Source organism: Branchiibius sp. NY16-3462-2 (assembly GCF_001594145.1).
GTDB lineage: Bacteria > Actinomycetota > Actinomycetes > Actinomycetales > Dermatophilaceae > Branchiibius.
The window spans coordinates 226,582-252,741 of sequence record NZ_LVCF01000035.1 but is presented as its reverse complement, the minus strand read 5'-3'; the positions used below and the strand labels follow the sequence as shown (position 1 = coordinate 252,741).

The window sequence follows — 26,160 nt, the reverse complement described above, 5'->3', positions numbered from 1 at the left end:
CTAGTCCCGGTCACGATCCTCCGCCGACCGGCGCATCACCCTCCGGCGCGTGCTCGGGTTTCGGGATCAGGTCGCTCACGTCGCCGCCGGTGTCGTTCATCCGGACCACGAACGGGCGCGTGGGGCCGTAGCGGACCGCGCTCAGCGAGGCCGGTCCGACACTGATCCGCTGGAACTGGTCCAAATGGGTGCCCAGCGCGTCGGCGAGGATGGCTTTGATCACATCGCCGTGGCTGACCGCCAACCAGATCGCCTGGTCCCCGAACTCCTGCGTCACCTCGTGGTCGATCCGGCGCATGGCGCCGACTGCGCGCGCTTGCATGGCCCGCATCGACTCCGCCTCGAAATCCTCCGATGCGGGAAACGTGACCGCCGACGGTTGATCCTGCACGATGCGCCAGAGCGGATCCTTGGCCAGGTCCCGGATCGGCTGACCGGTCCACGCGCCGTACTTGCACTCCCCCAGGTCATCCACGGTCTCGATCGGCACGTCGAGTACGCCGCGCACCGCCCCAGCCGTCTCCTGGCATCGTTGCAGCGGGCTGGCGACGATCCGCCGGATCGGCAGGTCGGCGACCCGGGCGCCGACCCGTTGCGCCTGTTCGCGGCCGACGTCGTCGAGGCCGACTCCCGGGGTCCAGCCGGCGAGGGTGCCGGACGCGTTCGCTGCGGTCCGGCCGTGCCGGACGATGAGAGCGAGAGCCACGCGGTCACGCTAGCCTGCCCGGGTGCGTAGCCAATCGGTCGGGGACAGCGGATTGCGGGTCAGCAGCCTGACCCTGGGCACCAGTAGCTGGGGTCGTGAGGTCGACCTGGAGACCGCCCGGGACCTCCTGACCGACTTCCTGGCCGCCGGAGGTACGACGATCGACACCGCTGCGGGGTACGGCAACGGCGGTGCGGAGCGGCTGATCGGCGCTCTGATCAAGGACCTCGACCGTGACCGGCTGCGGTTGGTCGGTAAGGCCGGCATCGGTGGCGTCGACGCGGACCGGCGGGTGGATGCTTCGCGCGGGTCCCTGCTCACGGCGTTGGATGCCTCCCTTGACCGGTTGGGCGTGGACTATCTCGATCTGTGGCTGGTGCACACGTGGGACGAGCAGGTACCGCTGGCCGAGACCATGTCGGCCCTGGAGGCGGCCCATCGCAGCGGCCGGGCGCGATACGTCGGGGTGTCCAACTACACCGGCTGGCAGTTCACCGCGGCCCGATCATTACTCGCCGAGGCGCGAGTTCCCTTGGTGGCCAACGAGATTGAATACAACCTGCTGACCCGCTCGGCGGACGCCGAGGTGATCCCGGCGGCGCGGTACGCGGGCGCAGGCATTCTCGCGTGGGCTCCGCTGGCCGGTGGGATCCTGACCGGGAAGTACCGCCACGGCACGCCCGCCGACTCCCGCGCGGCTGCCGGCCAGCACGAGCGGTGGGCGGCGCGGCATCTGGGCGAGGCGGCCTCACCGATCGTCAACGCGGTCGTCACTGCTGCTTCCGGTCTTGAGGTCACTCCCGCCGAGGTGGCGCTGGCGTGGACGCGGGACCGGGTTGCCTCCAGCATCATCGGCGCGCGGACGACCACCCAGTTGGCCTCGCTCCTACGCAGTGAGGAACTGACGATCCCGGACGCTGTCCGTGACGCGCTCGATGAGGTGTCGACGCCGCGGATCTAGTCCTCGTCGTCCGCGTCGTCGAGCTCTTCGTCCAGTTCCTCGATCTCGTCTTCGTCGTCGAGTTCGTCGTCGTCCTCGTCGTCGTAGATCTCGAAGGGGGTGACCTCGCCGTAGGTGTCCATCAGGGCGCGGTCGTACTCATCGAAGGCTTCCGCCAGGGACTGGTACGCGGCCTCGACGGCCGGGTCCTGTTCTCCGCGGCGGGCTACGACGACCTCGAAGTGACGTTCCAGGGCCGCCACGAAGGCGGCCAGCGCGACGCGCGGATCGGTGGCCATAGACCAGACCGTATCGGTAATGACGCACAATGGGCGAACGATGGTCGAGTACGAGTTCCGCGAACTGCAGTTCAACCGCGACGCCACCCCGGGGCAGATCCGGCAAATGCTTGCTGACTTCGCCGAATACGAACACTGGGAACTGGCCCGCACGCGCATTTACACCGGCGGTCGCCGACGGATCTGGCTGCGCCGGAAGATTATTCGGGTCATGCGGACGGCGTGAGCCCGGTCAAAAACTGCCTCAGCAGTCCTGCAACAGGCGCCCCAACACCCGGGTGCCGAAGAGCAGCGACTCGACCGGCACCCGCTCGTCGACGCCGTGGAACATCGCCGCGAAGTCCAGGTCGGCCGGCAACCGCAGGGGTGTGAATCCGTAACCCTTGATCCCCAGCAGGCTGAGCGCCTTGTTGTCCGTCCCTGCGGACAGGCAGTAGGGCAGCACCGCAGCCCCGGGATCCTCCGCCAGCAGGGAGCGCTTCATGGCCTCGACCAGGTCGGTGTCATACGGCGCCTCGACGGCGATATCGCGGTGCACCGTCTCGATGGTGACGTGCTCCCCCGCGAGGTCCCGCAGCGTGGCCATCAGTTCGTCCTCATGGCCCGGCAGGAACCGGCAGTCGATCCCGGCGGTCGCCGTCTGCGGGATGACGTTGTGCTTGTATCCGGCGTCCAACATCGTCGCGTTGACCGTGTCCTGCAACGTCGCGTCGACAAAACCGCGCGTGCTGCCGAGCAGCTCGAGCACCGGCTCGGGATCCTCATCCGTGTACGTGCGACCCGACAACTGCGCCAGCCCGTCCAGCAGCGCCCGGACGGTCGCGCCGTACTGCCGCGGCCAGGGGTGGTCGTTGATCCGGGTGAGCGCCTGCGCCAGGTGCATCACGGCGTTGTCCGGGTTGGGCACCGACCCGTGGCCAGCACGGCCGGTGGCCCGCAGCGTCAGCCAGGCCAGGCCCTTCTCCGCACTCTGCAGCAGATAGGCGCGCTGTTCCTTCCCGGCCACGTCGGGGAAGGTGATGCTGTATCCGCCCACCTCGCTGATCGCCTCGGTGGCCCCTTCGAAGAGTTCCGGGTGGTTGGCCACGAGGTGATGGCTGCCCTTGCGGCCACCCGCCTCCTCATCGGCGAACATCGCCACGACCAGGTCACGGGCGGGTTTGCGACCGCTGCGCACCAGCTCCCGCACGTTCGCGATGATCATCGCGTCCATGTCCTTCATGTCGACTGCGCCGCGACCCCAGATGCAACCGTCCTTGATCTCGGCACCGAACGGGTCGACCTGCCAGTCGCTGGCCGTGGCCGGAACCACATCAAGGTGACCGTGGACCACGAGTGCGCCCCGTGAACTGTCCTGCCCGGGGATCCGAACGACGACACTCGCCCGGCCGGGGTCGCTCTCGACGACGACGGGTTCGAGGCCCACCTCCTCGAACTGGCCCACGACGTATTCCGCCGCTTTGCGTTCACCGGGACCGCTGCCGTCACCGAAGTTGCTGGTGTCGAAGGCGATCAGGTCCTGGCAGATCTGGACGACCTCGTCGAGGGCGGTGGGTTGGTCGGTCATGCCTTCTACAGTAAGCCGCGTAGTTCCTCGATCGAATCGGCCGCCTCAGCGCCCTTGTCGTCGCGGTAGCGCAGTACCCGGGCGAACCGCAGCGCCACTCCCCCGGCATATCGGCTTGAACGTTGCACTCCGTCGAAGGCGACCTCGACGACCTGCTCGGGACGCACCCGCACCGTCCAGCCGTCCGCCGGTCCGTCGGCCAGGTCGGTGAAGCGCTGGGTCTGCCAGCGCAACATCTCATCGGTCATCCCTTTGAATGTCTTTCCCACCATGACGAATTCGCCGGTCTGCGGGTCGCGGGCACCGAGGTGGATGTTCGACAGCCATTCGCTGCGCCGGCCGCTGCCGCGTTCGACCGCGAGCACCACCAGATCCAGGGTGTGGCGCGGCTTCACCTTGATCCATCCCGCACCACGCCGTCCGGCCGCATAGACCACGTCCGGGTCCTTCAGCACAACACCTTCGTGACCACCGGCGACCCATTCGGCGAACGCCGCTCGCGCCCCGGCGAGGTCCGCACCCGCGCGCCGTGGGATCCGGTGCTCCGGCGCGACGACCTGCTCGAGAGAGGCGATGCGCGCCTGCAGCGGTTCGTCCAGCAACGTGCGTCCGTCCACGTGCAGCAGGTCGAAGAAGAACGTCGTGACCGGGACGCCGTCCGCACTGGCGGTGCGCGCGCCGGTGACCTGGAACGGTTCGGGGCGGCCGTCGGCACGCAGCGCGATCGCCTCCCCGTCCAGGACCGCGGTCTGCACGGGCAACCCGCGCACCACGGCCACGACCTCCGGCAACCGGTCGGTGATGTCGTCCAGGCTGCGGGTGAACAGCCACACCCGGTCCCCGTCCTTGTGCGCCTGCAGCCGGATCCCATCGAGTTTGCATTCGACGTCGAACCGTTGCGCGTCATCATCGCCGTACGCCGCGTCAACACTGGCCGCGCTCCCGGCCAGCATCGGGCGCAACGGGCGACCGACCTGCAATCCCACCTGCTCCAGACCTGCGGTCCTAAAGGACCGGGCGGTGGCCGCAACATCGGTGAGGTCCCCCGCCAACATGGCCGCGCGGCGTACGCCGGCCAGGGGCACCTCGAAGGCCTCGGCGATCGCCGACTGCATGACCCCGTCCTGGGCGCCATGGCGCAACTCACCGGTGAAAAGCCCTACCAGGAAACGCTGTTCGTCCGGCGTGGCCGCACCGAAGAGGTCCGCCACCAGCGCCGCACGGGCCGCCGCCGACCCCGGACCGGAGAGGCGTTCCATCGCGCTGACGGCGGCGTCGACATCCCGCACGCTCAACGAGGGTTCGAGCGCTGCCGACGGCAGGTCGCGCACGCTGCGCCAGCCGACCCCCGGCCGACGTTGCGGCAGGGTGCCGGTCAGATACGCCGTGACCAGAGGGACGTCGTCGGCATCGGCAGCGCGCAGCACCGACGCGAGCTTGGCGATCTTGGCGTTACGAGCCCTGGTCGAGCCGACCCGGCCGGAGACCTCGACGATCTGCGACAGCAGCATCCCGTCAGTCAAGCAGTTGCCGCAGGTCGTCCAGCCGCCCTGCCACCCCGTCGGTGCCGGTCCACTCCATGGACGCCGATCCGTCGCCCAGGTCGACCGTCAGGCAGGCGCGCGGCCCGTCGGTGGCCCCACGGTGCAGGGTGAGAACGGTGCCGGTCAGATCGACCGTGAGGTCGTCGGCATCGAACGCGCCGATCGTGTTGCGCAGCCGACACAATTGCAGCAGCGCCCGCACCGCCGGTTGCTCCAGGGCAGCGTCGATCTCCGCCGGACTGTAGTAGTGCCGGTTGATGTCCCGGCCGACGTTCGTGCGGGCCAGCAACTCGGTGTCGTTGCCGCCGGCGAGTGCGCCCACGTAGTACACCTGCGGGATGCCGGGCGCGAAGAACTGGATCGCCCGGGCCGCGAGATAGGCCGCGTCGTCGCGACCCAGGGCGTCGTAGAAGGTCGAATTGATCTGGTAGAGATCAAGATTCGAGGCAGTAGCGCCACTCGCGGCCTGGCTGCTGCCACCAGTCCGTTCGTGGATCCCGGCCACCAGGGTGTCGACCTGCTCCTCGGTGAGCAGACCCGGCCGGACCGGATCGCCTGCCTTCTCACCCCGCCGTGGACCGGCGTCGATGATGCCGATGCCGTCGTGGGTGTCCAGCACCGTGACCGCGTTGGTCGGCCGGTCCCGCAACCATGCCGCCAGCGCCGCTCCGTCGCCGGTGGACAGCGCGTAGAGCAGCAGCGGCGGCAACGCGAAGTCGTAGACGAAGTCGACCTTCTCGGCGATCGCCACCTGGTCCCGGTAGTACGAGTGCACCTCGACCAGCACCTCGACACCGCGCTCCCGGGCCCGCTGCGTGAACGCCGCGATGAAGTCGAACGTCTCCGGGGTCATGAAACACGACGTACCCGGCGTCTTCACGGCGTACCCCACGGCGTCCAGGCGTACGAAGCCCACACCCGCTTCGGCGACTGCGTCGAGGATCTGGTGCAGGTAGTCCCGGCCGAGGTCGGAGGTGATGTCGATATCGATCTGCTCAGGGGTGAACGTCGTCCACACGTACCGCAGTTCACCGCCGAGTCGGAGCGCCGTGAACGGCAGTCCGGGTCGCGGGCGGTAGATGGCGGTGAGATCGGCTTCCGTCGCCCCGTCGGGGAAGACCGAGGACATGGTGAGGAACATCGGGGCGTACGCCGAGTCCCGCCCGTGCGCCACGACGTCCTGGAACTGCGGCGAGTGGGAGGAGACGTGGTTGACGATCAAGTCGGCCATCACGTCGTACGACGTGGCCAGGCTCTTGATGTCCGCCCAGGTGCCCAGGCGCGGATCCACGCTGGTGTGGTCGACCGGGTCGAAACCGGCGTCCGCTCCGTCGTACGGCGAGTAGAACGGCAGGACGTGGACCCCGCCGAACACCCCGGCGAACTTCTCGTCGAGCAGACGGTGCAGGCCGTCGATGGTGCCCCCGAACCGGTCGGCGTAGGCGATGAGCTGGACCTGGTTGCGCACCCGCAGACCCTAACGCGGTGGATCGACCAGGGCGTCCAGTTTGTCCAGGTCAGCCGCCCACGCCGGCGCATCGTCGGCCCGCTCCACCGTCAGCTGACAACCGGCGGCAGCCGGCGCAAAGGTCAGGACGGTGTGCTGCCCGTCCGCGTCGACCAGTTCGAGCAACGACCCCGGTTCGGAGCGGACAGTCTCGGCCGGCGCGGCCTTGGCCGCCGGCCACCAGGCGGCGAGTTCGACCGGGTCGGTGAAGGCCCGGAACAGCCGCTGCGGTGCGGTGGTGAACGTCCTGGTGGTCAGCGCCATGCCCGAAGTCTTCCAGCCACGAGAGCGATTCGGGGGGCAGCCACTCACCGTGCTAACGTTCACGGTCGCAACCTCGTCCGGGTGGCGGAATGGCAGACGCGCTAGCTTGAGGTGCTAGTCCCCGAAAGGGGGTGGGGGTTCAAGTCCCCCTCCGGACACTCGTGATCTAGCCAGACTTCGATGCTTGCCAGAAGTTGGTGCTTGCCAGAAATCGAGGAGCAGCCGGCGCAGTGGCTCGGGCTGGTCCAGCGGGATGATGTGACCGCATTCCTGCAGCAGTTCACTGCGTAGATCATCGGCAATGGGTTCCAGTTGCCGGCTCAGCGCATCACCAACCGGTTGGGCGCCCACCGCCATCACCGGCATCCTCAGACGTCCGGCGGCTGCTGCCGCCGCCGCTATCTGCTGCGCTGAGACCGGCATCGCGCGATAGGTACCCAGTCCACTGGCGATGGACTCGCGGCCGGAATATGCCTCGACGAAGGCCTGGCGCAGGTCCGCCGGGATGCCGCGACGGTCGTAGGTGCCGCTGGCGAAGAAGAAGTCGAGATACGGGCCCTCGTTGCCGACGATCACCGACTCGGCCAACCCGGGTACCTGGTGGAACCCGAACCACCACGGAGCACCGGCCGCAAAGAACTCCTCGGCTCCGGGCAGCCTGCCCAGGGTCGATTCCATCAACACCAGGGTGCGGACGCGATCGGGTCGCTGCAGGGCCAGGAGAAAGGCGGGCGGCACACCCGCATCGATGGCCACCACGTCGACGGCCGCGTCCGGAACGAGGTCATCGATGACGGTCGCCAGGTCGCCGGCCAGGGTGCGGGCGTCGTACCCCGTCGCAGCGCGGCTACTGCCGCCCACACCCCGCAGATCCGGTGCGATGACGCGGCGTACCCCGCCCAGCAGTGCGGTCAGCGGTTCCCACAGCCGGTGGGTGTGCGGCCAGCCGTGCACGAACAACACTGCGTCGCCCTGCCCAGAGACGGACACGCTGAGCCACACGTCGGCTTCAACCTTCACGTCAACTAATTCGCTCATCAGCTCCCCGTGGTTTCTCCTGGTGACCATGCATCAGAAAGTGACCATATGATGGCCGGGCACCAACCAGAAGAACGCACTTCTCCGAGAGCAGGTGAGGCCGAGGTGACCACCCCACGTCGCGGTGACCTGTTCAGTCCTGCGTGTCCCACCCGCAAGCTCCTGGATCGCGTCGGCAGCAAGTGGGTCGCGATGGTGGTCGCAGTCCTCAGTGCAGAAGATGAAGTCCGGTTCGCAGAACTACGCCGTCGGATGCCCGGTGTCTCCCAGAAGATGCTGTCCCAGACGCTGAAGGGTCTGGTGGCAGATGGCCTGGTCTCCCGGCGGGTGGAGGACTGCGTGCCGCCGGCAGTCCACTACCGACTCACCGACCTCGGCCACTCGTTGGCCCAGCCCCTTGGTCTGCTGCGCGAGTGGGCTGAAAGCCACATGGCGGAGATTGACGATCATCGGGATAGAGTCGGCCAGCCAGCGCACGTAACCCGATAGCAGTAGTCCCCCGAAGGGTCGAAGTGGCCGAAGACTCCCGCAAGTCCCCCTCGGGACGTTCGAGCAACGTACGCCCGGTGCACCGCGCCGGTGCCGCAGCCATGCTCCTGGGCGCCCTGGGCGTGGTGTTCGGGGACATCGGGACCAGCCCGCTCTACGCGTTCCAGACCGTCTTCACGCTTGACGGCGGAATCGTCAAGAACAACGACGCGGACGTGTACGGCGTTGTCTCCCTGATCTTCTGGGCGATCACCCTGATCGTCTCCGTGAAGTATGTGACGTTGATCCTGCGCGCCGACAACGACGGCGAGGGTGGCGTCATGGCCCTGGCGGCGCTGGCCCGCAAGCACGTACCCCAGGGCGGCCGCCGCTGGGCCGTGGTCATGGTGCTCGGTGTGCTAGGCGCCTCCCTGTTCTACGGGGACAGCGTCATCACCCCGGCAATCTCCGTCATGTCGGCCATCGAGGGACTTGAGGTGCCGGCCCCCGGTCTGGCCCACCTTGTGCTGCCCATCGGCGTCACGATCATCGTCGCCCTCTTCCTCGTCCAACGGTTCGGCACCGAATTGGTGGGTCGCGTCTTCGGTCCGGTGATGGTCGTGTGGTTCACCGTGCTCGCGCTGCTCGGCCTTCGCCAGGTCGTGCACGATCCGGCGATCCTGCGGGCGTTATCGCCGTCGTACGCCGTCCTGTTCGTCATCGACCACCCGGGCATCGCGTTCGTGGCCATGGGCGCGATCGTGTTGTCCATCACCGGCGCCGAGGCGCTGTACGCCGATATGGGCCACTTCGGTCGCTCACCGATCCGCCGGGCGTGGTTCTTCCTGGTGTTCCCGGCCCTGACGCTGAACTACCTCGGCCAGGCAGCGCTCATCCGGGAACAACCCGAAGCCCTGAGTAACCCGTTCTTCCGGTTGGCGCCGGACTGGGCGCAACTGGCGTTGGTCATCCTGGCCACCCTGGCCACCGTGATCGCCTCGCAGGCGGTCATCTCGGGGTCCTACTCGGTCACCAACCAGGCGATCCGCCTCGGATACCTTCCCCGGCTGACGGTGCGCCATACCTCCCACAAGGAGGGCGGCCAGATCTACCTGCCCGCGGTGAACTGGGTGCTGTTCGCCGGCGTGATCACCCTGTTGCTGATCTTCCAGCGCTCCTCGAGACTGGCGACCGCCTACGGGCTGGCCGTCACCGGAACCTTCCTGATCACCACCGTGCTGTTCCTGGTCCACGCGGATGCCGCGTGGCACTGGCCGCGCTGGAAGTTGATCCTGGTCGGCTCGTTGTTCGGCTGGCTGGAACTGACCTTCTTCGTCGCCAACCTGACGAAGGTCGCGCACGGTGGTTGGCTGCCGTTGCTCATCGCGGCCGTGGTGGTCCTGGTGATGATGACCTGGCAACGCGGGCGCACGTTGGTCACCGAGCGACGCCAGAAACTCGAGGGCAAACTCGTCCCGTTCGTGACCGAGCTGCAGCAGCAGGACCTGACGCGGGTTTCGGGCACCGCGGTCTTCCTGCACCCCGATGACCAGACCGTGCCGTTGGCGCTGCGGGAGAACGTCACCTTCAACAAGGTGCTGCACGAGTCGGTGGTGATCTTGTCGGCCATCTCCGCGAACGTGCCCTATGTGCCGGAGGACGAGCGCGTCACGGTCGCCACCATCGGGCATCCGTCCCACCACATCCACCACGTCACCGTGACCTATGGATTCCAGGATGTGCAGAACGTCCCGCAGTCCCTGGCCGGTGCGACCTCCTTGGGGTTACCCGTCGACCCGGACACGGCGTTGTACTTCCTGTCCCGGATCACCCTGTCCCGCACCGAATTACCCAATATGAGCACGTGGCGGAAGCGCCTGTTCACCGCGATGGCGCACAACGCGGCGGATCCCACCGAGTACTACCGGCTACCGCCGGCGCGCACGATCATCATGGGCACCAACGTCCTGGTGTGATCACGCAACCAGGTGCTTGCCCAGCGCCGTGAACAGCGTCGTGGACAACCCGTTGAGGGTCTGCACGCCGTAGTCGAAGCCCTTGGGTGACCTGCTGAGCATGGCCAGGGTGTACTTGCGGCCCTGTCCCTCGAGGTAGCCCATCGAATTGACCCGCCACACGCCCTTGTAGGGCAGCCAGCCGTTCTTGGTCAGCGCGACGGTCGCGGCAGTCACCGGAGGATTGGCAACACCCCAACGCTGCGTCGGGGTCACCCGACTCATCAGCGACCGGATGTAGGCCCGATCCGCTGGCGAAAGCACCGTACTGCCCCTGACCACGTGGTCCATCAACGTCACCCAGTCGGCGGGCGTGGTGGTCGAGATCCCCCACGCGGGGTTGATGGTGGTCCCGGACAATCCGAACAGACCGGCGACCCGCTGGACATTCTTGTATCCGGCCGCCCGGAAGAGCCGGGTGGTCGCGTTGTTGTCGCTGTACTCGATCATCTGCGTCGCCAGCGCCCGTTGGGAGGCAGTGAGCGAGCGTTTGTGCTCTGCTGCGATCCGCAAGGTGGCGGCGAGTACCAGAACCTTCACGCTGCTCGCGGTCTCGTTCTTCTGCGGCAGATAGTGCAGGTAGACCCCGGTGCGGTGATCGTGCAACGAGAAGCCCAGGGTCGCCGTACGGGTCGCCAGGTATTTCCTGGCCACCGCGGTCAGGGCCGCGCGGGTGATAGTGGGCACCGGCGGCGTGGTCGGGGTAGCCAGCAGGCGCACGCCGTTGGATGCCTGGCCCGCGGCACTGCGACCGACCGGTGGTCGACCTCCCGCATTGGCGCACGCCGCCAGTGCAGGCAGGGCGAGCGCAGCGGTCAGCACACTGCGGCGCGGCGGCTGGGCGGTCACGGTCGAAATCGTAGGGCCTGTTCCTGTCTCAGACAGGGAGGCGCTCCAACGGGATGACATCCACGGCCACCTTCAACGTGCTCTTCTTCGACTCGGTGAAGATGACACCCTTCAGCGGCGACACGTCCCGGAAGTCCCGACCCCAGGCGGTCACGATGTACCGGGAGTCGGCGAAGTGGTTGTTGGTCGGGTCCAGATCCACCCACCGACCGTCCGGAAGCCGGGTCGATGTCCACGCGTGAGTGGCGTCAGAACCCTCAAGCTTCGGTTTACCGTCAGGGGGTCGGCTCTCGATGTAACCGCTCACGTAGCGCCCCGGAAGCCCGACGACGCGCAGACAGCCCGCTGCCAGATGCGCGAAGTCCTGACATACCCCGGCCCGCTCCTTGAGCACTTCGGCCAGCGTTGTGGTGACCGACGTTGCGCCCTTCTGATAGCTGAAGTCGCGGTAGATGGTCTCGTACAGGTCCACCAGTGCGTCCCCGAGCGGCCGGTCCGGCGGCAGGATCTGCGCGGCGTACTCGTGCACCTCGGGAGAAAGCACCACCAGATCCGAGGGCAGCGTGTACGACGCGTGCTCGGCCGAGGGAAACGTCGCCGCATCCCGTAGCTGCAAGGCGGCCTGCGCAACGGTCCACTGGTTGACTTCGTCGACGTCGACCTTGGGCCACGTGACGTCGACCACCGAGGTCTTGGCGACCTGCAACTGGGTGTGCCGGGTCCGGATCTCGATGTAGTGGCTGTAGTTGCCGAAGTAATCGACGTGCTCGGTGAGCACATCGGCGCCCGGCAGCACCTCGATCCGGTTGCTCACGACCTGCTGGTGAGTGGTGCTGCGCGGGCGAAGACAGGAGCGCGCGAAGGAGGTCGTCACGAAGTCGTCGTAGTTGTACGTCGTGCGGTGCCGGACCTCATAGCTGCGGCGGGCGTGCACGTCACCCCAGTTGGCGGCCATCAGCTGATCACCAGCCCGCCGCCGGTGAGCGACATCTGGTTGGCACGGCGTACGAAATGCACCCGCTCGATCTCGGCGGCCAGCTCGTGCAACTCGGTTCCCAACTGAGCCAGGCTCGTTCGCAAGGCGGCCCGCTTGCCGCTGGTCAACTCTTCGAGATCCATCGTGGCGATCGTCGTGGTGACCGCGGCGATGCGTTCGTCGAGCTCCTTGTTGGGCGCATGCGACATCGCCGCCACCATCTGATCCAGCTGGTAGCGCACCGAGCGCGGGTTGGTCCGGTCCGACAGCAACAACGCGAGCGCACCCTGGACGGGGCCGCCGTCGCTGTGTCCGGCGGACAACCTCCGCCGGTGCGTGATCACACTGTCGGTGGCCCGCAGCACTGCCTCGATGACCTGGCCCTCGATCACCGGCGACCGTTCCTCGGCCAGCGTGTGCGACAGCATCGTCACGGTGTGCTGCGCCCGCTCGATGCGTCGGCCGGCCTCCAGGTAGGCCCAGACCTGGTCGCGCACCATGCTCTCGGCACCCAGACCGGACACCGCGATCAGCGACTCCAGCACCTGGGCCAGCACCGGCTGCAGCGGTTGCTCCTCGCTGAGCTCCTCGGGTTCGATGACCCGGCTCAGCCGGCTCACGATCAGCCAGGTGTCACTGGACAGCAGCTCCCGGACCGCCAGCGAGCTGCGGATCAGGTGCCGCACGGCGTACGAGATGGAGCCGCTCCCGGGGCCGACCAGGACGGTGCGCAACAACTCCTGGTCGTTGCGGGCGCCCTCATGCGACCCGGTTGCCCGCACGGTCGTCACCGCGCTCAGCGCGTCGAGGAACACCCGGGTCGCCGCGGAACCCAGTGAACCGGTGCGGCCCATCGTGTCGGCCAACAGATCGTCGGCGACGATCGACATGCGGGTCGCGGCCTCGGCGCGCTCGGCGTACCGGCCCAGCCAGAACAGGTCGTCGGCGACGCGGGGGGCGACCGCGACCTCGGCGGCGGCCAGCCCGGGCAGCTGTGCGGTGGCGTTGCCGATCGGGGTGAACAACTCCGGTCCGGCAGTCTCGTCAGCTGCCAGCACCCAGATGTCCTTGGCCTGACCGCCCAGGGCGTTGCTGACCATGCGGCTGCTGCTGTCGGTCGACAACCGGCCCAGGCCACCGGGCATGAACCGGTAGCTGCCGTCCCGGGCGACACCGAACGCGCGCAGCACCAGCCGGCGCGGCATCAGACCGTCGTTGGTGACCACGGGCACGGTCGACAACGACACCGGGTCCTGCAGCGCCCAAGCCCACGGCTGGGCCTCGATGCGGGCGCGCAGGTCGCTCAACTCGTCCTGGCTCAGCTCCCAGCCGAACCGGGTCACGAAGCCGCTGTCGCGACTGATCGCCTTGATGACCAGTTTGTCCAGTAGCGGCAGCGCCTCGCGCCGGTGCTGGGCGTCCCCGCACCACCAGGTGCGGGCGGTGGGCAACCGGGGGCTGGTGCCAAGGACCGCGCGGGCCAACTGCGGTAGGTAGGCCAGCAGGGCGGGGTTCTCCAGGATGCCCGCGCCGACCGGGTTGACGACGGCGACGTGTCCGCGCCGGTTGGCTTCGATGAGTCCGGGTACGCCGAGGCGCGAGCCCGAGCGCAACTCCAGGGGGTCGGACCACCCGGCGTCGACCCGGCGCAGGATGACGTCGACGCGCTCGTATTCCCCGGTGGTGGTGCGCATCCAGATCCGCCCGTCCCGGGTGGACAGATCCTCCGACTGCACCAGCGGGAAGCCGAGCAGCGCGGCCAGGAAGGCCTGGTCGAACGCCGTCTCGCTGTCCGGGCCGGGCGATAGCAGCACTACCCGCGGCGATCGGTCGTGATGCGGTGAGACGTCCATCAGGGCGAACCGCATGTCGTCGAAGAAACCGCGCAACCGGGCGATCGGGGTGTCCCGGTAGAGGGCCGGCATCGCCCGGGCGATGATCCGCCGGTCGGCCATGGCGTAGCCCGCACCCGACGGTGCCTGCGAGCGGTCTCCGATGACGGTCCATTCACCGTCGGAATCCCGGCCCAGGTCGATCGAGGGCAGGATCAACTGGTTCGGACCGGGGACCCGGGTGCCGACGGCCTGATGGATGAACCCTCGGTGGCCGAGGATCGCTTCTGCCGGGATGACACCCGTGGCGATCAGCCGTTGGTCGGTGTAGAGGTCGGTGAGGATCTCATCCAGCAACTGCGCGCGTTCGGCCAGACCGGCTTCGAGGCGCTGCCATTCACTGCCGGCCAGGATCGTCGGTAGCGGATCCAGGCGCCACCGGCCGGCGCGCGTGGAACCCGGCGCACCGCCGTACGTGATCCCATCGTCCTCGATGGCACGGCGCACCGTGGCCCGTCGGGCCCGCAGCCCGTTGACGCCCAGAGCGTCCACGCGCTGGGCGAGCGCTTCGTTGCCGTCACGGAGGTTGGCGTCGACGAGGAACTCGTCGCCGCCCGAACCTGCTTGCAGCAGATGGGCATACGCGTCGATGACGCCGGGGGAAGCGTCGGCGGGTTGGCTCATGATCGGCCCACCTTACGAGGTCGGTGGGGGACCCCCCGAAAAACGTCTCAGGTCCAGCGTGGCCGGGTACTCCCCCGCGCCGTGCCGCACGAGCGACTCGTACTGCGGCCATTTGCTGGTGTCCCCCCGCCCCGGGGTGTGCCCGGTCCGGGAGAACCGGCTGTTGCGGCGGGGTTCCGCGGCGGCCGCGTTGACCGGGTAGTCGTCGTAGGCACGGCCGCCGGGGTGGCTCACGTGGTAGGTGAACCCGCCGAGGGACCGGCCGTTCCAGCGGTCGACCAGGTCGAACACCAGCGGTGAGTGCACGCCGATGGTCGGGTGCAACGCGCTGGGCGGCGCCCACGCGCGGTAGCGCACCCCGCCGACCCAGGTGTCCGGCGCGGAGCCGGTGCCGGGCGAGCCCAGCCCCCAGCCGGAGCCGGCGATCGGCTGCAGCGGGACCGGGATGCCGTTGCAGGTGACGACGTGGCGGCCCTCGACCAACCCCGTCGCGGCGACCTGGACGCGCTCGATGGAGGAGTCGACGTAGCGGGCAGTGCCGCCCAGGCTGACTTCCTCACCCAGCACGTGCCAGGGCTCGACCGCGGTGCGCAACTCCAGGTGCACTCCGAGTACGTCGACCTCCCCCAGCCGCGGGAAGCGGAACTCCAGGAACGGGTCGAGCCAGGTCTGGTCGAAGTACGGACCGTCCTCGCCCAGGAAATCGTTGAGGTCACCGACGACGTCCCGCAGGTCCGCTGCGGCGAAAGCCGGCAGGAGGTACCGGTCGTGCAACGCGGTGCCCCAGCGGACCAGGGACCCGGAATAGGGCTGGTTCCAGAACCGGGCGACCAGCGACCGCACGAGCAGCGCCTGCACCAACGACATCTGGGCGTGCGGGGGCATCTCGAAACCACGCATCTCCAGCAGACCGAGGCGACCGCGGTCGGTGTCGGGGCTGTAGAGCTTGTCGATGCAGAACTCACTGCGGTGGGTGTTGCCGGTGATGTCGGTGAGCAGGTGACGCAGCAACCGGTCGACCAGCCACGGCCGCGGCTCGCCCTCGGCGAGCACCCGGTCCATCTCGGCGAAGGCGATCTCGAGCTCGTAGAGCGTCTCGTGCCGGCCCTCATCGACCCGCGGTGACTGGCTGGTCGGCCCGATGAACTTGCCGGAGAACACATAGGACAGCGCCGGGTGGTGCTGCCAGAAGGTGACCATGCTGCGCAGCAGGTCCGGGCGCCGCAGCATCGGCGAGTCCTTGGGCGTTCTGCCGCCGAGCGTGATGTGGTTGCCGCCGCCGGTGCCGGTGTGCGAACCGTCGAGGTCGAACTTCTCGGTGGTCAGCCGGGCGTGCCGGGCGTCCTCGAACAGGGTCGTGGTCAGTTCCTGCAGCTCGTCCCACGTCGAGGTCGGCTGCACGTTGACCTCAATGACGCCAGGGTCGGGCGTGACCGTGAGCGACTTCGTGCGCGGGTCGCCGGGCGGTGCGTAACCCTCCAGCACCACCGGCTGGCCGGCTGCCGCGGCGGCACCCTCGATGGCTGCGAGCAGATTGATCGCATCGTCCAGCTTGGTCAGCGGCGGCAGGAAGACGAAGACGTGACCGTCGCGCTCCTGGACCGCCAGCGCGGTGCGGGGCGCGTCCTCGATGTCGTAGACCTTGGCCTTCTTCACCTTGGACAGCCCACGCACCGGGCGGGTGGCCGGCAGATCGCCACGGGCCGCGAACGGTGAGGCGTCCGGTTCGTACGGCGCTTCCTTCCAGGCGATCGAACCCAGCGGCAGTCGCAGGCCGAGCGGTGAGGTGCCCGCGGTCAGGAACAGCCGACGCCGGCGCGTCCGCCATTGGGCGGTACCCCAGCCCTTGCCCTTGGGATTGGGGAAGACGGGGATGACCCAGCCGGCCGGCGTACCGGCGGCCTTGTCGATCTCGGCACCCAGCTTGCGGCGCGTCTTCTCGTCCTTCTGCTCCTCGGGGTCGGCGTCGTCGTCCGGGCGTTCCCCGGCGGGCTGGCCCACCTCCAGCGCCAACTGGTTCAAGGGGTCCTCGTACGCCGCGCGGGTGAGTTTCGCGTCGATGCCGAGTCGTGCGGCGATCCCCAGGGCGACTGCGCGCACCTGGCGGGCGGCCTGGACGCTGCCGGGTTTGAGGTCCGACTCGGTCCACGGGTCGGCCAGCAACTCCTGGTCGTGCCACAGCGGTTTGCCGTCGGTTCGCCAGATCAACCCGATCAGCCAGCGCGGCAATGGTTCTCCGGGGTACCACTTGCCCTGGCCGTGGAAGCTGAGGCCCTCCGGCGCCCAGCGCGCCTTGAGCCGGCGGGCCAGGTCGGCGGCTCGCTCGCGCTTGTCCGGTCCATCGGCGTCGGTCTCCCACTCGGGGGTGGAGGTGTCATCGACCGAGACGAAGGTGGGCTCGCCACCCATGGTCAGGCGGACGTCACCCTCCTGCAGCAGGGTGTCGACGTGATGGCCGAGATGCTGGATGCGGTTCCACTGGTCATCGGAGTAGGGCTTGGTGACCCGCGGGTCCTCGAAGACCCGCTGCACGGTGTTGCTGAACTCGAAGTCCACGCCGACGAAGTCGGTCGCCCCGGAGATCGGCGCCGCGCTGCTGGGGTGCGGGGTGGCGGACAGCGGGATGTGCCCCTCACCCGCGAACAGCCCTGAGGTGGCGTCCAAGCCGACCCAGCCGGCACCGGGGATGTAGACCTCGGCCCAGGCGTGCAGGTCGGTGAAGTCCTCCGTTGGCCCGCTGGGACCGTCGATGGCCTGGATGTCGGAAGTGAGCTGCACCAGGTAGCCGGACACGAATCGCGCCGCCAGACCCAGTTGGCGCAGCACGCTGACCAGCAACCAGGCGCTGTCGCGGCAGGAGCCGAGGTGCGCGGCCAACGTGTGATCGGGGGTTTGTACGCCGGGTTCGAGCCGGACCGTGTAGGCGACGTCCCGGTTGATCTTGGCGTTGATGTCGACCAGGAAGTCGACGATCCGGATCCCGTCCTCGGGGATGACGACGTTGTCGGCGACCCACTGGGTCACCAGCGGTCCCGGGCCGCTGCCGCTCTCGTCGACCGGCCGCAGGTAGGGCTCCAGGTCGGCCTTGAGGGCGTCGGGGTAGACGAAGGGGTAGTTCTCGGCGTACTCCTCGACGAAGAAGTCGAACGGGTTGATGACGGTCATGTCCGCCACCAGGTCCACGCAGATGTCCAGCGTGGACACCTTCTCGGGGAACACCAACCGGGCCAGATAGTTGCCGAACGCGTCCTGCTGCCAGTTGATGAAGTGGTTCGGCGGATCGATCGTGAGGGAGTACGAATCGATCGGCGTCCGGCTGTGGGGAGCGGGGCGGAGGCGGACAGTGTGTGGATGCACCGTCACCGGTTGGTCGAAGCGGTACGTCGTGCGGTGTTGCAGGGCTACCCGGATCGTCACAGGGTTACCTTGCCAGAGGTATGCGGCGGGGGTGTTGCGCCGGTGTTACGACGGCCCCTCACGGCGTGGTCCAGTCTGGTGGATCCGCGGGGCGTAACGCGTCGTCGGCGGCCCGGAAGGACCGCACCTTGCCCGGCTCGGTCCGCGGACCCTCGAAGCGGACCGTCACCACGCCGCGCCCGCTGCCCCAGACCCAGCCGGCGCCGTACTCCTCGTGGATGACGTCCTGGCCCGGGCGCCACACCGGGTCCCCGGGATTGATGGCGTACGCCGCGGGGCGGCTGACCAGGGCCTGTGCCGAACCCCAGGCGTTGGCGACCTGGTCGTGTGCCACCTCGTCCTCCGCGCTGGCCGTGGCGACGGGCAGGTCCTCCTCCCCCGGCCACTGCATGTCGAGCGCGGCCTGGGCGTGCGCGACGAAACCGGATACGCCGAAGCCGAGCAGGCGCAGCCCGTCACTGACGTCGTGGGCCTCCAGCAACCCGATCGCCAGGCGCAGTAACGCGGCCGGGTCGTCGGTGGGATGGCTGGCGGTGACGCTGCGGGTGAAGGTGCTGAAGTCGTGGTGGCGGACCTTGATGGTGACGGTGCGGGCGAAGGCCCCGTGTTCGGTGAGGCGCGCGCTGACCCGATCGGTGAGGCGGGCGAGTTCCTCGTTGAGTACGGCGCGGTCCACGACGTCCACGTCGAAGGTTTCCTCGGCGGAGATGCTCTTGGCCTCGCGTTCGGTGATCACCTCTCGGTCGTCTTGCGCGCGGGCAATGGCGAAAAGGCCTGAGCCGTGGGCGTTTCCGAAGATGCTGATCAGATCGGACTCGGTCATCCTTCGCAGATCGGCCACCTTCTCGACACCGAACGTGCGCAATCGGTCCGCGGTGGCCGGGCCGACGCCGCCGAGCGCGCGCACCGGTAGCGGAGCGAGGAAGTCCTCCTCGTCACCGGGATTGACAATGACCAGGCCGTGCGGCTTGTGCATGTCGGAAGCGATCTTGGCGATCATCTTGGAACTGCCGACGCCGGCGCTCGCGGTCAGACCACCGGTGCCCTCCTCGATGGTGGCCAGGAGTTCTTCGACGCGGGTCCGTACCTGCGCGACGGTCAGGTGCGCTTCCCCCTCTGCCGCCAGATCGACGTACGCCTCGTCGACGGACACCTGCTCGACCTTGTCCGAGAGCTCGCGCAACAGCTCCATGACTACGCGGCTCGAGCGACGGTAGGCCTCACCGCGCGGGAAGAGGAACGCGGTGCCTGGCGGGCAGCGGCGGCGGGCCTCGGAGGTCGACATCGCCGAGCGCGCGCCGTACGCGCGGGCTTCGTAGGACGCGGTCGCCACGACGCCGCGGTTGCCGATGCCGCCGACGACGACGGGTTTGCCGCGCAGGGAGGGTTTGTCGCGTTGCTCAACGGCGGCGAAGAAGGCGTCAAGATCCAGGTGCAGGATGCTCGCCGTCGTACGCACGCCCCTATCGTCGCTGACGTGCTGCCACGCGGGCTTCGCGGCTCACGTCGCGGCGGTGACCCACTCGGCGTAGAACAGGCCCAACCCGAAGACGACACAGACGCCGCAGACGATCCAGAACCTGATCGTGATGGTGATCTGCTCCCATCCGATCAACTCGAAGTGATGATGCAACGGCGCCATCTTGAACAGCCGCTTCCCGACACCACCGTTGCGACGCTTAGTGAGTTTGAAGTAGCCGGTCTGCAGGATGGATGACATCGTCACAGTGACGAACAGTCCGCCGAGGATGACCATGAGCAACTCGGTGCGGGTGGTGATAGCGAGACCGGCCAACGCGCCGCCCAGCCCGAGCGAGCCCACGTCACCCATGAACAGCCTTGCGGGAAAGGCGTTCCACCACAGGAACCCGAAACAAGCACCCATCACCCCCGCGGCCACGACGGCAAGGTCGAGTGGATCGCGGACTGCGTAACAGTGGGCTATGGCGACCGTCTGGCAACTTTGTTTGAACTGCCAGATGGCCACGAGGACATAGGCCCCGAACACCATCACGCACGCACCCGCTGCTTGCCCGTCGAGACCGTCGGTGAGGTTCACCCCGTTGCTCGCCCCGGCGATGATGACGTTGGCCCAGAGCACCAGGAGCACCAGTCCGATACCGGTGCCCGCGAAAGCGAGGTTGACCCAGGTGTCACGCAGGAAGGAGATATGGAAGCTCGCCGGGGTCAGTCCGTCGCGGGAGAACTGGGTGGCGAGCAGGACGAAGACGATGGAGACCAGTGCCTGGCCGATGAGCTTCTCCCGACCAGTCAGGCCCAATGATCGTTCCCGGCGGATCTTGCGCCAGTCGTCCAGAAAACCCACGAAGCCGGTGCCCAGCATGAGGAAGAGAACCAGCAGCCCGGAGGCAGTCGGGGGTGTCCATGTCACGAGGTGGGCAACGGCGTACGCCAGGACGGCGGACAACAAGATCGGGATCCCGCCCATTTGCGGGGTGCCTCGTTTGGTGTGATGGGAAACGGGGCCGTCATCGCGGACGTATTGGGCCCACCCTTTGCGAGTGGCCAACGTGATGAACCATCGTGTGCCGATCAGACCGAACACGACCGAGCACAGCGCGGAGATCACGACGAGCTTCAAAGGGGACCCCTCGATCCTGCCCTCGGGCCGTCAGTCCGGATGGCGTTCGAAGGCACGACGGACACCATGCCAGACGACACCAGCCCTCTTCTCCTGACACGCCGCCCACGGTCGTACGCACGCCCTCTATCGTCGCCGACGTGGACACCGCTTCCTGCTATCCCTGTCGTCACGAAGCCCTCGAGTCATTGCCGCCGCGGGAGAACGTTGTCTCGACAACGCACTGGCGTGCGGCGCACGCGTTCAACAGCACACTGCCCGGCTGGTTGGTCCTCGTGCCCCGAACTCACGTCACCTCATTCGCCGACCTGTCCCCGGCGGCCGCTGATGAACTGGGCGGGTTGATCCGCGATCTCAGCATCGCGCTGCGGGCGGTTACCGGGTGCGTGAAGACGTATTTGCTCCAGTTCGCGGAGGCAGCAGGCTTCGAACACTTGCATATTCATCTCGTGCCGCGCGCCGCTGACCTTCCCGCCGAACTCAAGGGACCACGCGTCTTCGGTTATCTGACCGATGACCAGTCTCAATGGATACCAGCAGACGAGCTCGACGACCTGGCTGCGCAGCTGACGGCCAGCCTCGCCGTCAGGTGAATGCTGCTCGTCGGCACATCACGGCCGGTTGCACCTCACCCCTGACGGCGAGTCGGTTGGGGTGTGCCTCGTTGGGTTGGACCTCCGTACGTTCGAGCGATGAAGGCGTTGACCTGGCAGGGAATTGAAGACGTTCGCGTGATCGAGGTTCCCGAGCCGACCCTGCAGGAGCCGACCGATGCCATCGTGCGGGTGACCTCGACCGCCATCTGCGGATCAGACCTGCACCTGTACAAGGTGCTCGCTCCCTATCTGACTAAGGGCGACATCCTCGGCCACGAATTCATGGGCGTCGTCGAGCAGGTCGGTTCGGCGGTGCAGAACCTCGCGCCCGGAGACCGCGTGGTCGTGCCGTTCAACATCTCGTGCGGCCATTGCTTCATGTGCGAGCGGGGGCTGTTCGCACAGTGCGAGACCACCCAGAACGTCGAACAGGACAAGGGGGCAAGTCTGTTCGGCTACACCAGCCTCTATGGCGCCGTCCCCGGTGGGCAGGCTGAGTTGGTGCGCGTCCCGCACGCGGACTTCGGACCCGTGAAGCTGCCCGCGGACCCGCCTGACGAACGGTTCCTCTACCTGTCCGACATCCTGCCCACCGCCTGGCAGGCCGTGGTCTATGCCGACGTTCCCCAGGACGGAACGCTCGCTGTTGTCGGTCTCGGACCGGTCGGTCAGTTGGCGGTCCGATCCGCCCTGCGTCGAGGGGTCAAGCGGGTCATCGGCGTCGACCTGGTGCCCGAACGCCTTGCCCTCGCGCGGGAGTGGGGCGTCGAGGTGGTCGACATCAACGAGACGGACGACGCTGCCGCGGCACTGAAGGACCTCACCGAAGGACGCGGACCGGACTGCGTGGTGGAAGCGGTCGGCATGGAAGCCCACGGCAACCCGGTCGCCGAAAAGCTCATCGGCGCGGCCTCCCGCCTTCCCTCACCGGTCTCCAAGGCGGCCACCGAGCGGTTCGGAATCGACCGGCTGGCGGCGTTGGACACCGCCTTCGATGCGGTACGCCGCGGCGGGACCGTGTCGATCAGTGGCGTTTACGGCGGGATGGCTGATCCGTTCCCGATGATGACGATCTTCGACAAGGGGCTGACGTTGCGGATGGGCCAGTGTCACGTACGGCGCTGGACGGACGAACTGCTGGAGATCCTCGGCGATGAGCGGGACACCCTGGGCGTCGAATCACTGGCCACCCACCACGCCCCGTTGGAGGACGCTGCCGAGATGTACGACATCTTCCAGCGGAAAGCCGAAGGGTGCGTCAAAGTCGTCCTTCGGCCGGGAGGAGCGTCATGAGCGACACGACTGATTGGCTCCCGCTGTACCTACGCGACCACTACGCGGGAGCGACAGCAGGCGTGCGGCTGTTCGGGCGGGTCGCCAACGGACACAGCGTCGCCGAGGTTCGGCAGCAGGTCGGGCAACTGGCCCAGAAGGTCGCCGAGGATCGCGATGCGCTTGCCCAGGTGATGCAGTCCCTTGGCGTTCGTCGCAGCTCGCTCACTGAATATGCCGCTGTCGCCGGTGAATTCGCCGGTCGCTTCAAACCGAACGGTTCACTATGGCATCGGTCAGCAGGTGCTGACGTGCTCGAGTTGGAGGCGTTGCAGGCAGGCGTAAACGCCAAAGCGCTGCTGTGGGAGACCTTGGTGTCTCTGAGTGAAACGCGCGACGAACTCGACCTTGAGAGATTGACGGGACTCAAGGAGCGGGCGCTGGAACAGGAGGAGACGTTGTCCCGGCTGCACGAGCACGTGGTCTCGAAGTGACCAGCGACGTCGCCCTGGTGATCGGCAGCTCCCGCGGCCTGGGTCTACTCATCGCGCGTGAGTTGCTGGCGCGTGAGTACGAGGTCGTCATCACCGCCCGTGACGCGATCGAACTCGACGCGGCCGCAAGGCAGTTGACTGAAGAAACGGGTAGGACCGCGGTCCGCCCGCGTGTCTGTGACGTACGCGACCGGGACGCGTTGTCCTCAATGATCGACGAGGTAGCGGCGACGTACGGCGGAATCGACGTGCTGATCTACGTTGCCGGCGTGATCCAGGCCGGGCCACTGGAATCGGTCGGTCTGGAGCAGTTCGATCAGGCCATGGAGACAATGGGCACCGGTCCGGTGGTGGCGGTGCTCGCCGTGCTGCCACACATGCGCCAGCGCGGTCGCGGCCGCATCGGAGTGGTGACCTCGGTCGGCGGGATGATCTCGCCGCCACACTTGTTGCCTTACGCCACAGCCAAATTCGCCGCGGTCGGATTCACTGACGGCCTGGCAGCCGAACTGTCGGGCAGCGGGATCACCGCGACGACGGTGATACCGGGTCTGATGAGGACCGGATCGCACGGGCAGGCCGAGTTCGCCGGCGACGCAGCCGCGGAGTACGCATGGTTCGCGCCGGCCGCATCGCTCCCTATCCTGTCCATCGACGCCGACCGAGCGGCCCGGCGGATCGTCGCCGGTGTCCTCGCCGGCCGGCCGAACGTCGTACTCACGCCGCTGACCTGGCTGGGCATCCGGGTCCGCGGACTTGCACCTGGCCTCACCACGCGGGTGATGGGTCTGGTGGTGCGAACCCTTCCCGCAGCTCCGGGCGACCAGCCCACGGGGACGGTCAAAGGTGACACGGCACGAAAAGAACTCGGACCCAGGGCATTACGCGTCGTAGGCGCGCTCACGACACTCGGTGATCGGGCCGCACGACGCACCAACCAGCGCCCCACGACTTGAGACCGGTTCAGTCGGTGTCGTCGTCCGATGTGTGCTCGTCATCCGCGTTGGAGCTGCTGGCGCCTTCGTCCGATCCACCGCTGGCCACGTCGTTGTCGGCGCCGCCGGAGTCATCGTCAGAATGCGACCCCGGCCCGCCGTCCTGCTGGTCGACGGCCGGCACATAGGTCTCTGGAGTGTCATCGCTCATTTATCGACGGTCCCATGTCGGCGCCCAGTGTGTAGCCCCCGTTGGGTGATCCGAGGCAACGGTCCTTGATCGCGCGCTCGCGGTACGTCGCGAGTTCCGCTGTGAGCGTAGTGAATTGGATCGAATTCGGGCTGTGCATATCTGGTTCCGGGTGTCGAACACCAGTACACTATGGGTATGTCCGCGACCCCCTCCGAGTCCTCTTCTGGGATCGTTGCCGCGGTCCCGGACGCGGTGCTGACCGGGGCCTCTGTCTGGGACCTGTTGCGGGCCTCTGAGCAGTTGCTGCAGATCGCGTATGACCGGGTCGGTTCGGGTGCTGCTGCCCTGTCGGAAGAAGCACTGCTGACGGATGTGGCGTTGGCGCAGCGGGTGCAGAACTGCGCGTGGGGTGTGCAGACGCATCGGATCGCGCAGGCTGCGGCGATCGAGCACCGCGAGGATCCGAACCCCGTCGAAGGTGCGCTGCCGCGACTGGTGTCCCGGGTCGTGCGGCATGAGCCGGGCACCTTCGTCGATGAGTGGTTCCCCCTCGAAGTCGCCACCCGGTTGGGGTGGTCGGACCGTCAAGCCGGTAACCGGATCAGCGACGCCATCGACACCCTCGATCGCTGCCCCCGGTTGCTGGACCGGGTCGGTGCCGGCGGGTTGGACCCGTTCAAAGCCACCGTGGTCGCTGACGTCACCACCGGCGCACCTGAACACGTCACCGCCGCGGTAGAGGACCGCGTTCTGGCTGGTGACCCCGAGACCACCACCGCAGCGAAGCTGCGGGCGAAGGCGTGCCGGCTGAGGGTGCGCCTGGACCCGATCGGAGCAGATGCCGCAGCCCAAGCACGGCGTCGTTCGGCGGTGGGGGTGTTCGTCCGGGAGCATCACGAACCGGGCCTGTCGGAACTGACCGCGGTACTCCCGACTCTGGAGGCGGCGAAACTGATGGCCGCGATCGACCAACTGGCCCGGGACCTGCGCTCGGTGACCACCACGGACAAGACGTTGGCGGAGTGCCGGGTCGACGCCCTCACCGACCTGACCCTGGCCGGGGTCGGTGTCGACACCCAGCTGACGTTCCTGATCCCGATCGACACCACTGCCCCAGCCGACGCTGACCCGCCAGCTGCGGCGGCGTCCGGCGATCCGGTCGGATCTGAGGAGGACGACCCGTTCGCGGGTGACCCCGGCGAGGACCTGTTCAATGGCCTGGATTTCATCGAGGCATCCCTGTTAGCCCACGAAGCGTTGATCGAGCAGGACCTGCGCGCCGAAGGACTGGTCCCGATCAACGGCCGCGACCTGATGGATGAAGAACTCCGGGCACTATTCGATCAAGAACTCGCCGAACTCAACGCAATCGCCAGCACCTCCACCGGACTTCAACAACGAACCGGACCACCGGGGTGTGAGCACGTGCCCGAACCGGACAACCTCACCCACCAACACCGCCCACCAGGCCAAGCCATCGGTGACCTGCTGCTACCCCGGGTCGGGGTCATCCCCGCACGGACCATCACCGAAATGACCCACCTCCTCGGGGTGAAACTCTCCCGAGCCCTCACCGACACGGCAACAGGCGTCGTGGTGGAAACCGGTGACCGCTCCTACCGGCCCGGTGCCCGCCTGGCCCGGTTCGTGCAAGCCCGCGACCAACACTGCCGCTTCCCCGGCTGCACCCGACCCGCGAAACTGTCCGACATCGACCACGTCGTCCGCTACCCCGACGGAGAGACCGCGGCGCACAACCTGCAATGCCTGTGCCGACACCATCACCGCGCCAAACACGAAGGCGGCTGGAAAGTGACCATGTCCCCCACCGGGGTCTGCACCTGGACCAGCCCCACCGGCCGCACCTACCTCACCACCCCCGGCGACTGATCAAACCGGCGACTGACGACCAGGCAACTGAGAAATCGCGACTGAGCAACCAGCGATGGGGGACGACAGCCC

Annotated in this window: 23 protein-coding genes and 1 tRNA gene; 10 read left to right on the top strand and 14 right to left on the bottom strand. The window is 67.7% G+C overall.

Features of this window, described 5'->3' with window-relative positions; genetic code table 11:
* Positions 1 to 10: 10 nt before the first annotated feature.
* Complete coding sequence (locus AZH51_RS10605; RefSeq protein WP_291524020.1) at positions 11 to 706, bottom strand: MSMEG_4193 family putative phosphomutase; 696 nt, start codon at positions 704 to 706, stop codon at positions 11 to 13.
* A gap of 22 nt (positions 707 to 728) precedes the next feature.
* Between AZH51_RS10605 and AZH51_RS10600 the strand changes: the two genes are divergently transcribed.
* A complete protein-coding gene (locus AZH51_RS10600) occupies positions 729 to 1,667 on the top strand; it encodes an aldo/keto reductase (protein WP_291524018.1) in 939 nt (312 codons plus the stop codon).
* Here AZH51_RS10600 and AZH51_RS10595 read toward each other — a convergent pair.
* On the bottom strand, positions 1,664 to 1,945 hold the full coding sequence (locus tag AZH51_RS10595; protein WP_291524016.1) for a primosomal protein: 282 nt from the start codon (positions 1,943 to 1,945) through the stop codon (positions 1,664 to 1,666). The two genes, AZH51_RS10600 and AZH51_RS10595, sit on opposite strands and share 4 nt — an antisense overlap.
* A gap of 40 nt (positions 1,946 to 1,985) precedes the next feature.
* Here AZH51_RS10595 and AZH51_RS10590 point away from each other — a divergent pair, with 40 nt between their 5' ends.
* Positions 1,986 to 2,171, top strand: a complete 186-nt coding sequence (locus tag AZH51_RS10590; RefSeq protein ID WP_291524014.1) for a DUF5703 family protein — start codon at positions 1,986 to 1,988, stop codon at positions 2,169 to 2,171.
* An 18-nt stretch (positions 2,172 to 2,189) separates the two neighbouring features.
* Here AZH51_RS10590 and AZH51_RS10585 read toward each other — a convergent pair whose 3' ends face one another.
* Genes AZH51_RS10585 through AZH51_RS10570 form a run of 4 tightly spaced genes read right to left on the bottom strand, consistent with a single transcriptional unit; the run spans position 2,190 to position 6,827 of the window.
* Positions 2,190 to 3,512: a M20/M25/M40 family metallo-hydrolase gene (locus AZH51_RS10585; protein ID WP_291524012.1), complete on the bottom strand. Its 1,323-nt coding sequence runs from the start codon at positions 3,510 to 3,512 to the stop codon at positions 2,190 to 2,192.
* A 5-nt stretch (positions 3,513 to 3,517) separates the two neighbouring features.
* Complete coding sequence (locus AZH51_RS10580) at positions 3,518 to 5,023, bottom strand: ATP-dependent DNA ligase (RefSeq protein WP_291524010.1); 1,506 nt, start codon at positions 5,021 to 5,023, stop codon at positions 3,518 to 3,520.
* 4 nt (positions 5,024 to 5,027) lie between these two features.
* Complete coding sequence (gene gtfA / locus AZH51_RS10575; RefSeq protein WP_291524008.1) at positions 5,028 to 6,524, bottom strand: sucrose phosphorylase; 1,497 nt, start codon at positions 6,522 to 6,524, stop codon at positions 5,028 to 5,030.
* Positions 6,525 to 6,533: 9 nt separating this feature from the next.
* Positions 6,534 to 6,827: a hypothetical protein gene (locus tag AZH51_RS10570; protein ID WP_291524006.1), complete on the bottom strand. Its 294-nt coding sequence runs from the start codon at positions 6,825 to 6,827 to the stop codon at positions 6,534 to 6,536.
* A 75-nt stretch (positions 6,828 to 6,902) separates the two neighbouring features.
* Here AZH51_RS10570 and AZH51_RS10565 point away from each other — a divergent pair.
* Positions 6,903 to 6,985, top strand: a tRNA-Leu gene (locus AZH51_RS10565).
* Here AZH51_RS10565 and AZH51_RS18740 read toward each other — a convergent pair.
* Positions 6,942 to 7,865 (bottom strand): alpha/beta fold hydrolase, encoded by a 924-nt coding sequence (locus AZH51_RS18740; protein ID WP_367188045.1) that lies wholly within the window; start codon positions 7,863 to 7,865, stop codon positions 6,942 to 6,944. The genes AZH51_RS10565 and AZH51_RS18740 overlap by 44 nt on opposite strands.
* Before the next feature lie 105 nt (positions 7,866 to 7,970).
* On the opposite strand from AZH51_RS18740, the gene AZH51_RS10555 reads away from it, so the two are divergent.
* Positions 7,971 to 8,354, top strand: a complete 384-nt coding sequence (locus AZH51_RS10555; RefSeq protein WP_291524003.1) for a helix-turn-helix domain-containing protein — start codon at positions 7,971 to 7,973, stop codon at positions 8,352 to 8,354.
* A 23-nt stretch (positions 8,355 to 8,377) separates the two neighbouring features.
* Positions 8,378 to 10,309: a potassium transporter Kup gene (locus AZH51_RS10550; RefSeq protein WP_291524001.1), complete on the top strand. Its 1,932-nt coding sequence runs from the start codon at positions 8,378 to 8,380 to the stop codon at positions 10,307 to 10,309.
* On the opposite strand, the gene AZH51_RS10545 is transcribed toward AZH51_RS10550, so the two are convergent.
* The 6 genes from AZH51_RS10545 to mraY are packed head-to-tail and all read right to left on the bottom strand — an operon-like array spanning position 10,310 to position 20,708.
* Positions 10,310 to 11,197 (bottom strand): serine hydrolase, encoded by an 888-nt coding sequence (locus AZH51_RS10545; RefSeq protein WP_291523999.1) that lies wholly within the window; start codon positions 11,195 to 11,197, stop codon positions 10,310 to 10,312.
* Positions 11,198 to 11,225: 28 nt separating this feature from the next.
* Positions 11,226 to 12,152 (bottom strand): transglutaminase family protein, encoded by a 927-nt coding sequence (locus AZH51_RS10540; protein ID WP_291523997.1) that lies wholly within the window; start codon positions 12,150 to 12,152, stop codon positions 11,226 to 11,228.
* The gene (locus AZH51_RS10535) at positions 12,152 to 14,689 is read right to left on the bottom strand and encodes a circularly permuted type 2 ATP-grasp protein (RefSeq protein ID WP_291523995.1); all 2,538 of its coding nucleotides are present in this window, start codon (positions 14,687 to 14,689) and stop codon (positions 12,152 to 12,154) included. The genes AZH51_RS10540 and AZH51_RS10535 overlap by 1 nt, the downstream gene beginning before the upstream one ends.
* Positions 14,690 to 14,701: 12 nt before the next feature.
* Positions 14,702 to 18,106: a DUF2126 domain-containing protein gene (locus tag AZH51_RS10530; RefSeq protein WP_291523993.1), complete on the bottom strand. Its 3,405-nt coding sequence runs from the start codon at positions 18,104 to 18,106 to the stop codon at positions 14,702 to 14,704.
* A 58-nt stretch (positions 18,107 to 18,164) separates the two neighbouring features.
* Positions 18,165 to 19,565: a DNA polymerase IV gene (locus tag AZH51_RS10525; RefSeq protein WP_291523991.1), complete on the bottom strand. Its 1,401-nt coding sequence runs from the start codon at positions 19,563 to 19,565 to the stop codon at positions 18,165 to 18,167.
* Positions 19,566 to 19,607: 42 nt separating this feature from the next.
* A complete protein-coding gene (gene mraY / locus AZH51_RS10520; RefSeq protein ID WP_291523989.1) occupies positions 19,608 to 20,708 on the bottom strand; it encodes a phospho-N-acetylmuramoyl-pentapeptide-transferase in 1,101 nt (366 codons plus the stop codon).
* A 140-nt stretch (positions 20,709 to 20,848) separates the two neighbouring features.
* Here mraY and AZH51_RS10515 point away from each other — a divergent pair, with 140 nt between their 5' ends.
* The 4 genes from AZH51_RS10515 (at position 20,849) to AZH51_RS10500 (ending at position 24,026) form a co-directional block, all read left to right on the top strand.
* Entirely contained in the window at positions 20,849 to 21,301 is a 453-nt protein-coding gene (locus AZH51_RS10515) for an HIT family protein (RefSeq protein WP_291523987.1), read from the top strand.
* A gap of 99 nt (positions 21,302 to 21,400) precedes the next feature.
* On the top strand, positions 21,401 to 22,597 hold the full coding sequence (locus AZH51_RS10510; protein WP_291523985.1) for a zinc-dependent alcohol dehydrogenase: 1,197 nt from the start codon (positions 21,401 to 21,403) through the stop codon (positions 22,595 to 22,597).
* Positions 22,594 to 23,070, top strand: coding sequence for a hypothetical protein (locus tag AZH51_RS10505; RefSeq protein ID WP_291523983.1), 477 nt, complete (start codon positions 22,594 to 22,596; stop codon positions 23,068 to 23,070). The genes AZH51_RS10510 and AZH51_RS10505 overlap by 4 nt, the downstream gene beginning before the upstream one ends.
* Positions 23,067 to 24,026, top strand: coding sequence for an SDR family oxidoreductase (locus tag AZH51_RS10500; RefSeq protein ID WP_291523981.1), 960 nt, complete (start codon positions 23,067 to 23,069; stop codon positions 24,024 to 24,026). The genes AZH51_RS10505 and AZH51_RS10500 overlap by 4 nt, the downstream gene beginning before the upstream one ends.
* A gap of 7 nt (positions 24,027 to 24,033) precedes the next feature.
* Here AZH51_RS10500 and AZH51_RS10495 read toward each other — a convergent pair whose 3' ends face one another.
* Positions 24,034 to 24,216 (bottom strand): hypothetical protein, encoded by a 183-nt coding sequence (locus AZH51_RS10495; protein ID WP_291523978.1) that lies wholly within the window; start codon positions 24,214 to 24,216, stop codon positions 24,034 to 24,036.
* A gap of 177 nt (positions 24,217 to 24,393) precedes the next feature.
* Between AZH51_RS10495 and AZH51_RS10490 the strand changes: the two genes are divergently transcribed.
* Positions 24,394 to 26,088: a DUF222 domain-containing protein gene (locus tag AZH51_RS10490; protein WP_291523976.1), complete on the top strand. Its 1,695-nt coding sequence runs from the start codon at positions 24,394 to 24,396 to the stop codon at positions 26,086 to 26,088.
* The last annotated feature ends 72 nt before the right edge of the window (positions 26,089 to 26,160 follow it).

What these genes read in the sequence shown, in the direction of transcription:
- AZH51_RS10595 (WP_291524016.1), bottom strand. Translation starts at nt 1,945, where the DNA reads ATGGCCACCGATCCGCGCGTCGCGCTGGCCGCCTTCGTGGCGGCCCTG.
- AZH51_RS10590 (WP_291524014.1), top strand. Translation starts at nt 1,986, where the DNA reads ATGGTCGAGTACGAGTTCCGCGAACTGCAGTTCAACCGCGACGCCACC.
- AZH51_RS10585 (WP_291524012.1), bottom strand. Translation starts at nt 3,512, where the DNA reads ATGACCGACCAACCCACCGCCCTCGACGAGGTCGTCCAGATCTGCCAG.
- AZH51_RS10580 (WP_291524010.1), bottom strand. Translation starts at nt 5,023, where the DNA reads ATGCTGCTGTCGCAGATCGTCGAGGTCTCCGGCCGGGTCGGCTCGACC.
- AZH51_RS10570 (WP_291524006.1), bottom strand. Translation starts at nt 6,827, where the DNA reads ATGGCGCTGACCACCAGGACGTTCACCACCGCACCGCAGCGGCTGTTC.
- AZH51_RS18740 (WP_367188045.1), bottom strand. Translation starts at nt 7,865, where the DNA reads ATGAGCGAATTAGTTGACGTGAAGGTTGAAGCCGACGTGTGGCTCAGC.
- AZH51_RS10540 (WP_291523997.1), bottom strand. Translation starts at nt 12,152, where the DNA reads ATGGCCGCCAACTGGGGTGACGTGCACGCCCGCCGCAGCTATGAGGTC.
- AZH51_RS10535 (WP_291523995.1), bottom strand. Translation starts at nt 14,689, where the DNA reads ATGAGCCAACCCGCCGACGCTTCCCCCGGCGTCATCGACGCGTATGCC.
- AZH51_RS10510 (WP_291523985.1), top strand. Translation starts at nt 21,401, where the DNA reads ATGAAGGCGTTGACCTGGCAGGGAATTGAAGACGTTCGCGTGATCGAG.
- AZH51_RS10505 (WP_291523983.1), top strand. Translation starts at nt 22,594, where the DNA reads ATGAGCGACACGACTGATTGGCTCCCGCTGTACCTACGCGACCACTAC.
- AZH51_RS10495 (WP_291523978.1), bottom strand. Translation starts at nt 24,216, where the DNA reads ATGAGCGATGACACTCCAGAGACCTATGTGCCGGCCGTCGACCAGCAG.
- AZH51_RS10490 (WP_291523976.1), top strand. Translation starts at nt 24,394, where the DNA reads ATGTCCGCGACCCCCTCCGAGTCCTCTTCTGGGATCGTTGCCGCGGTC.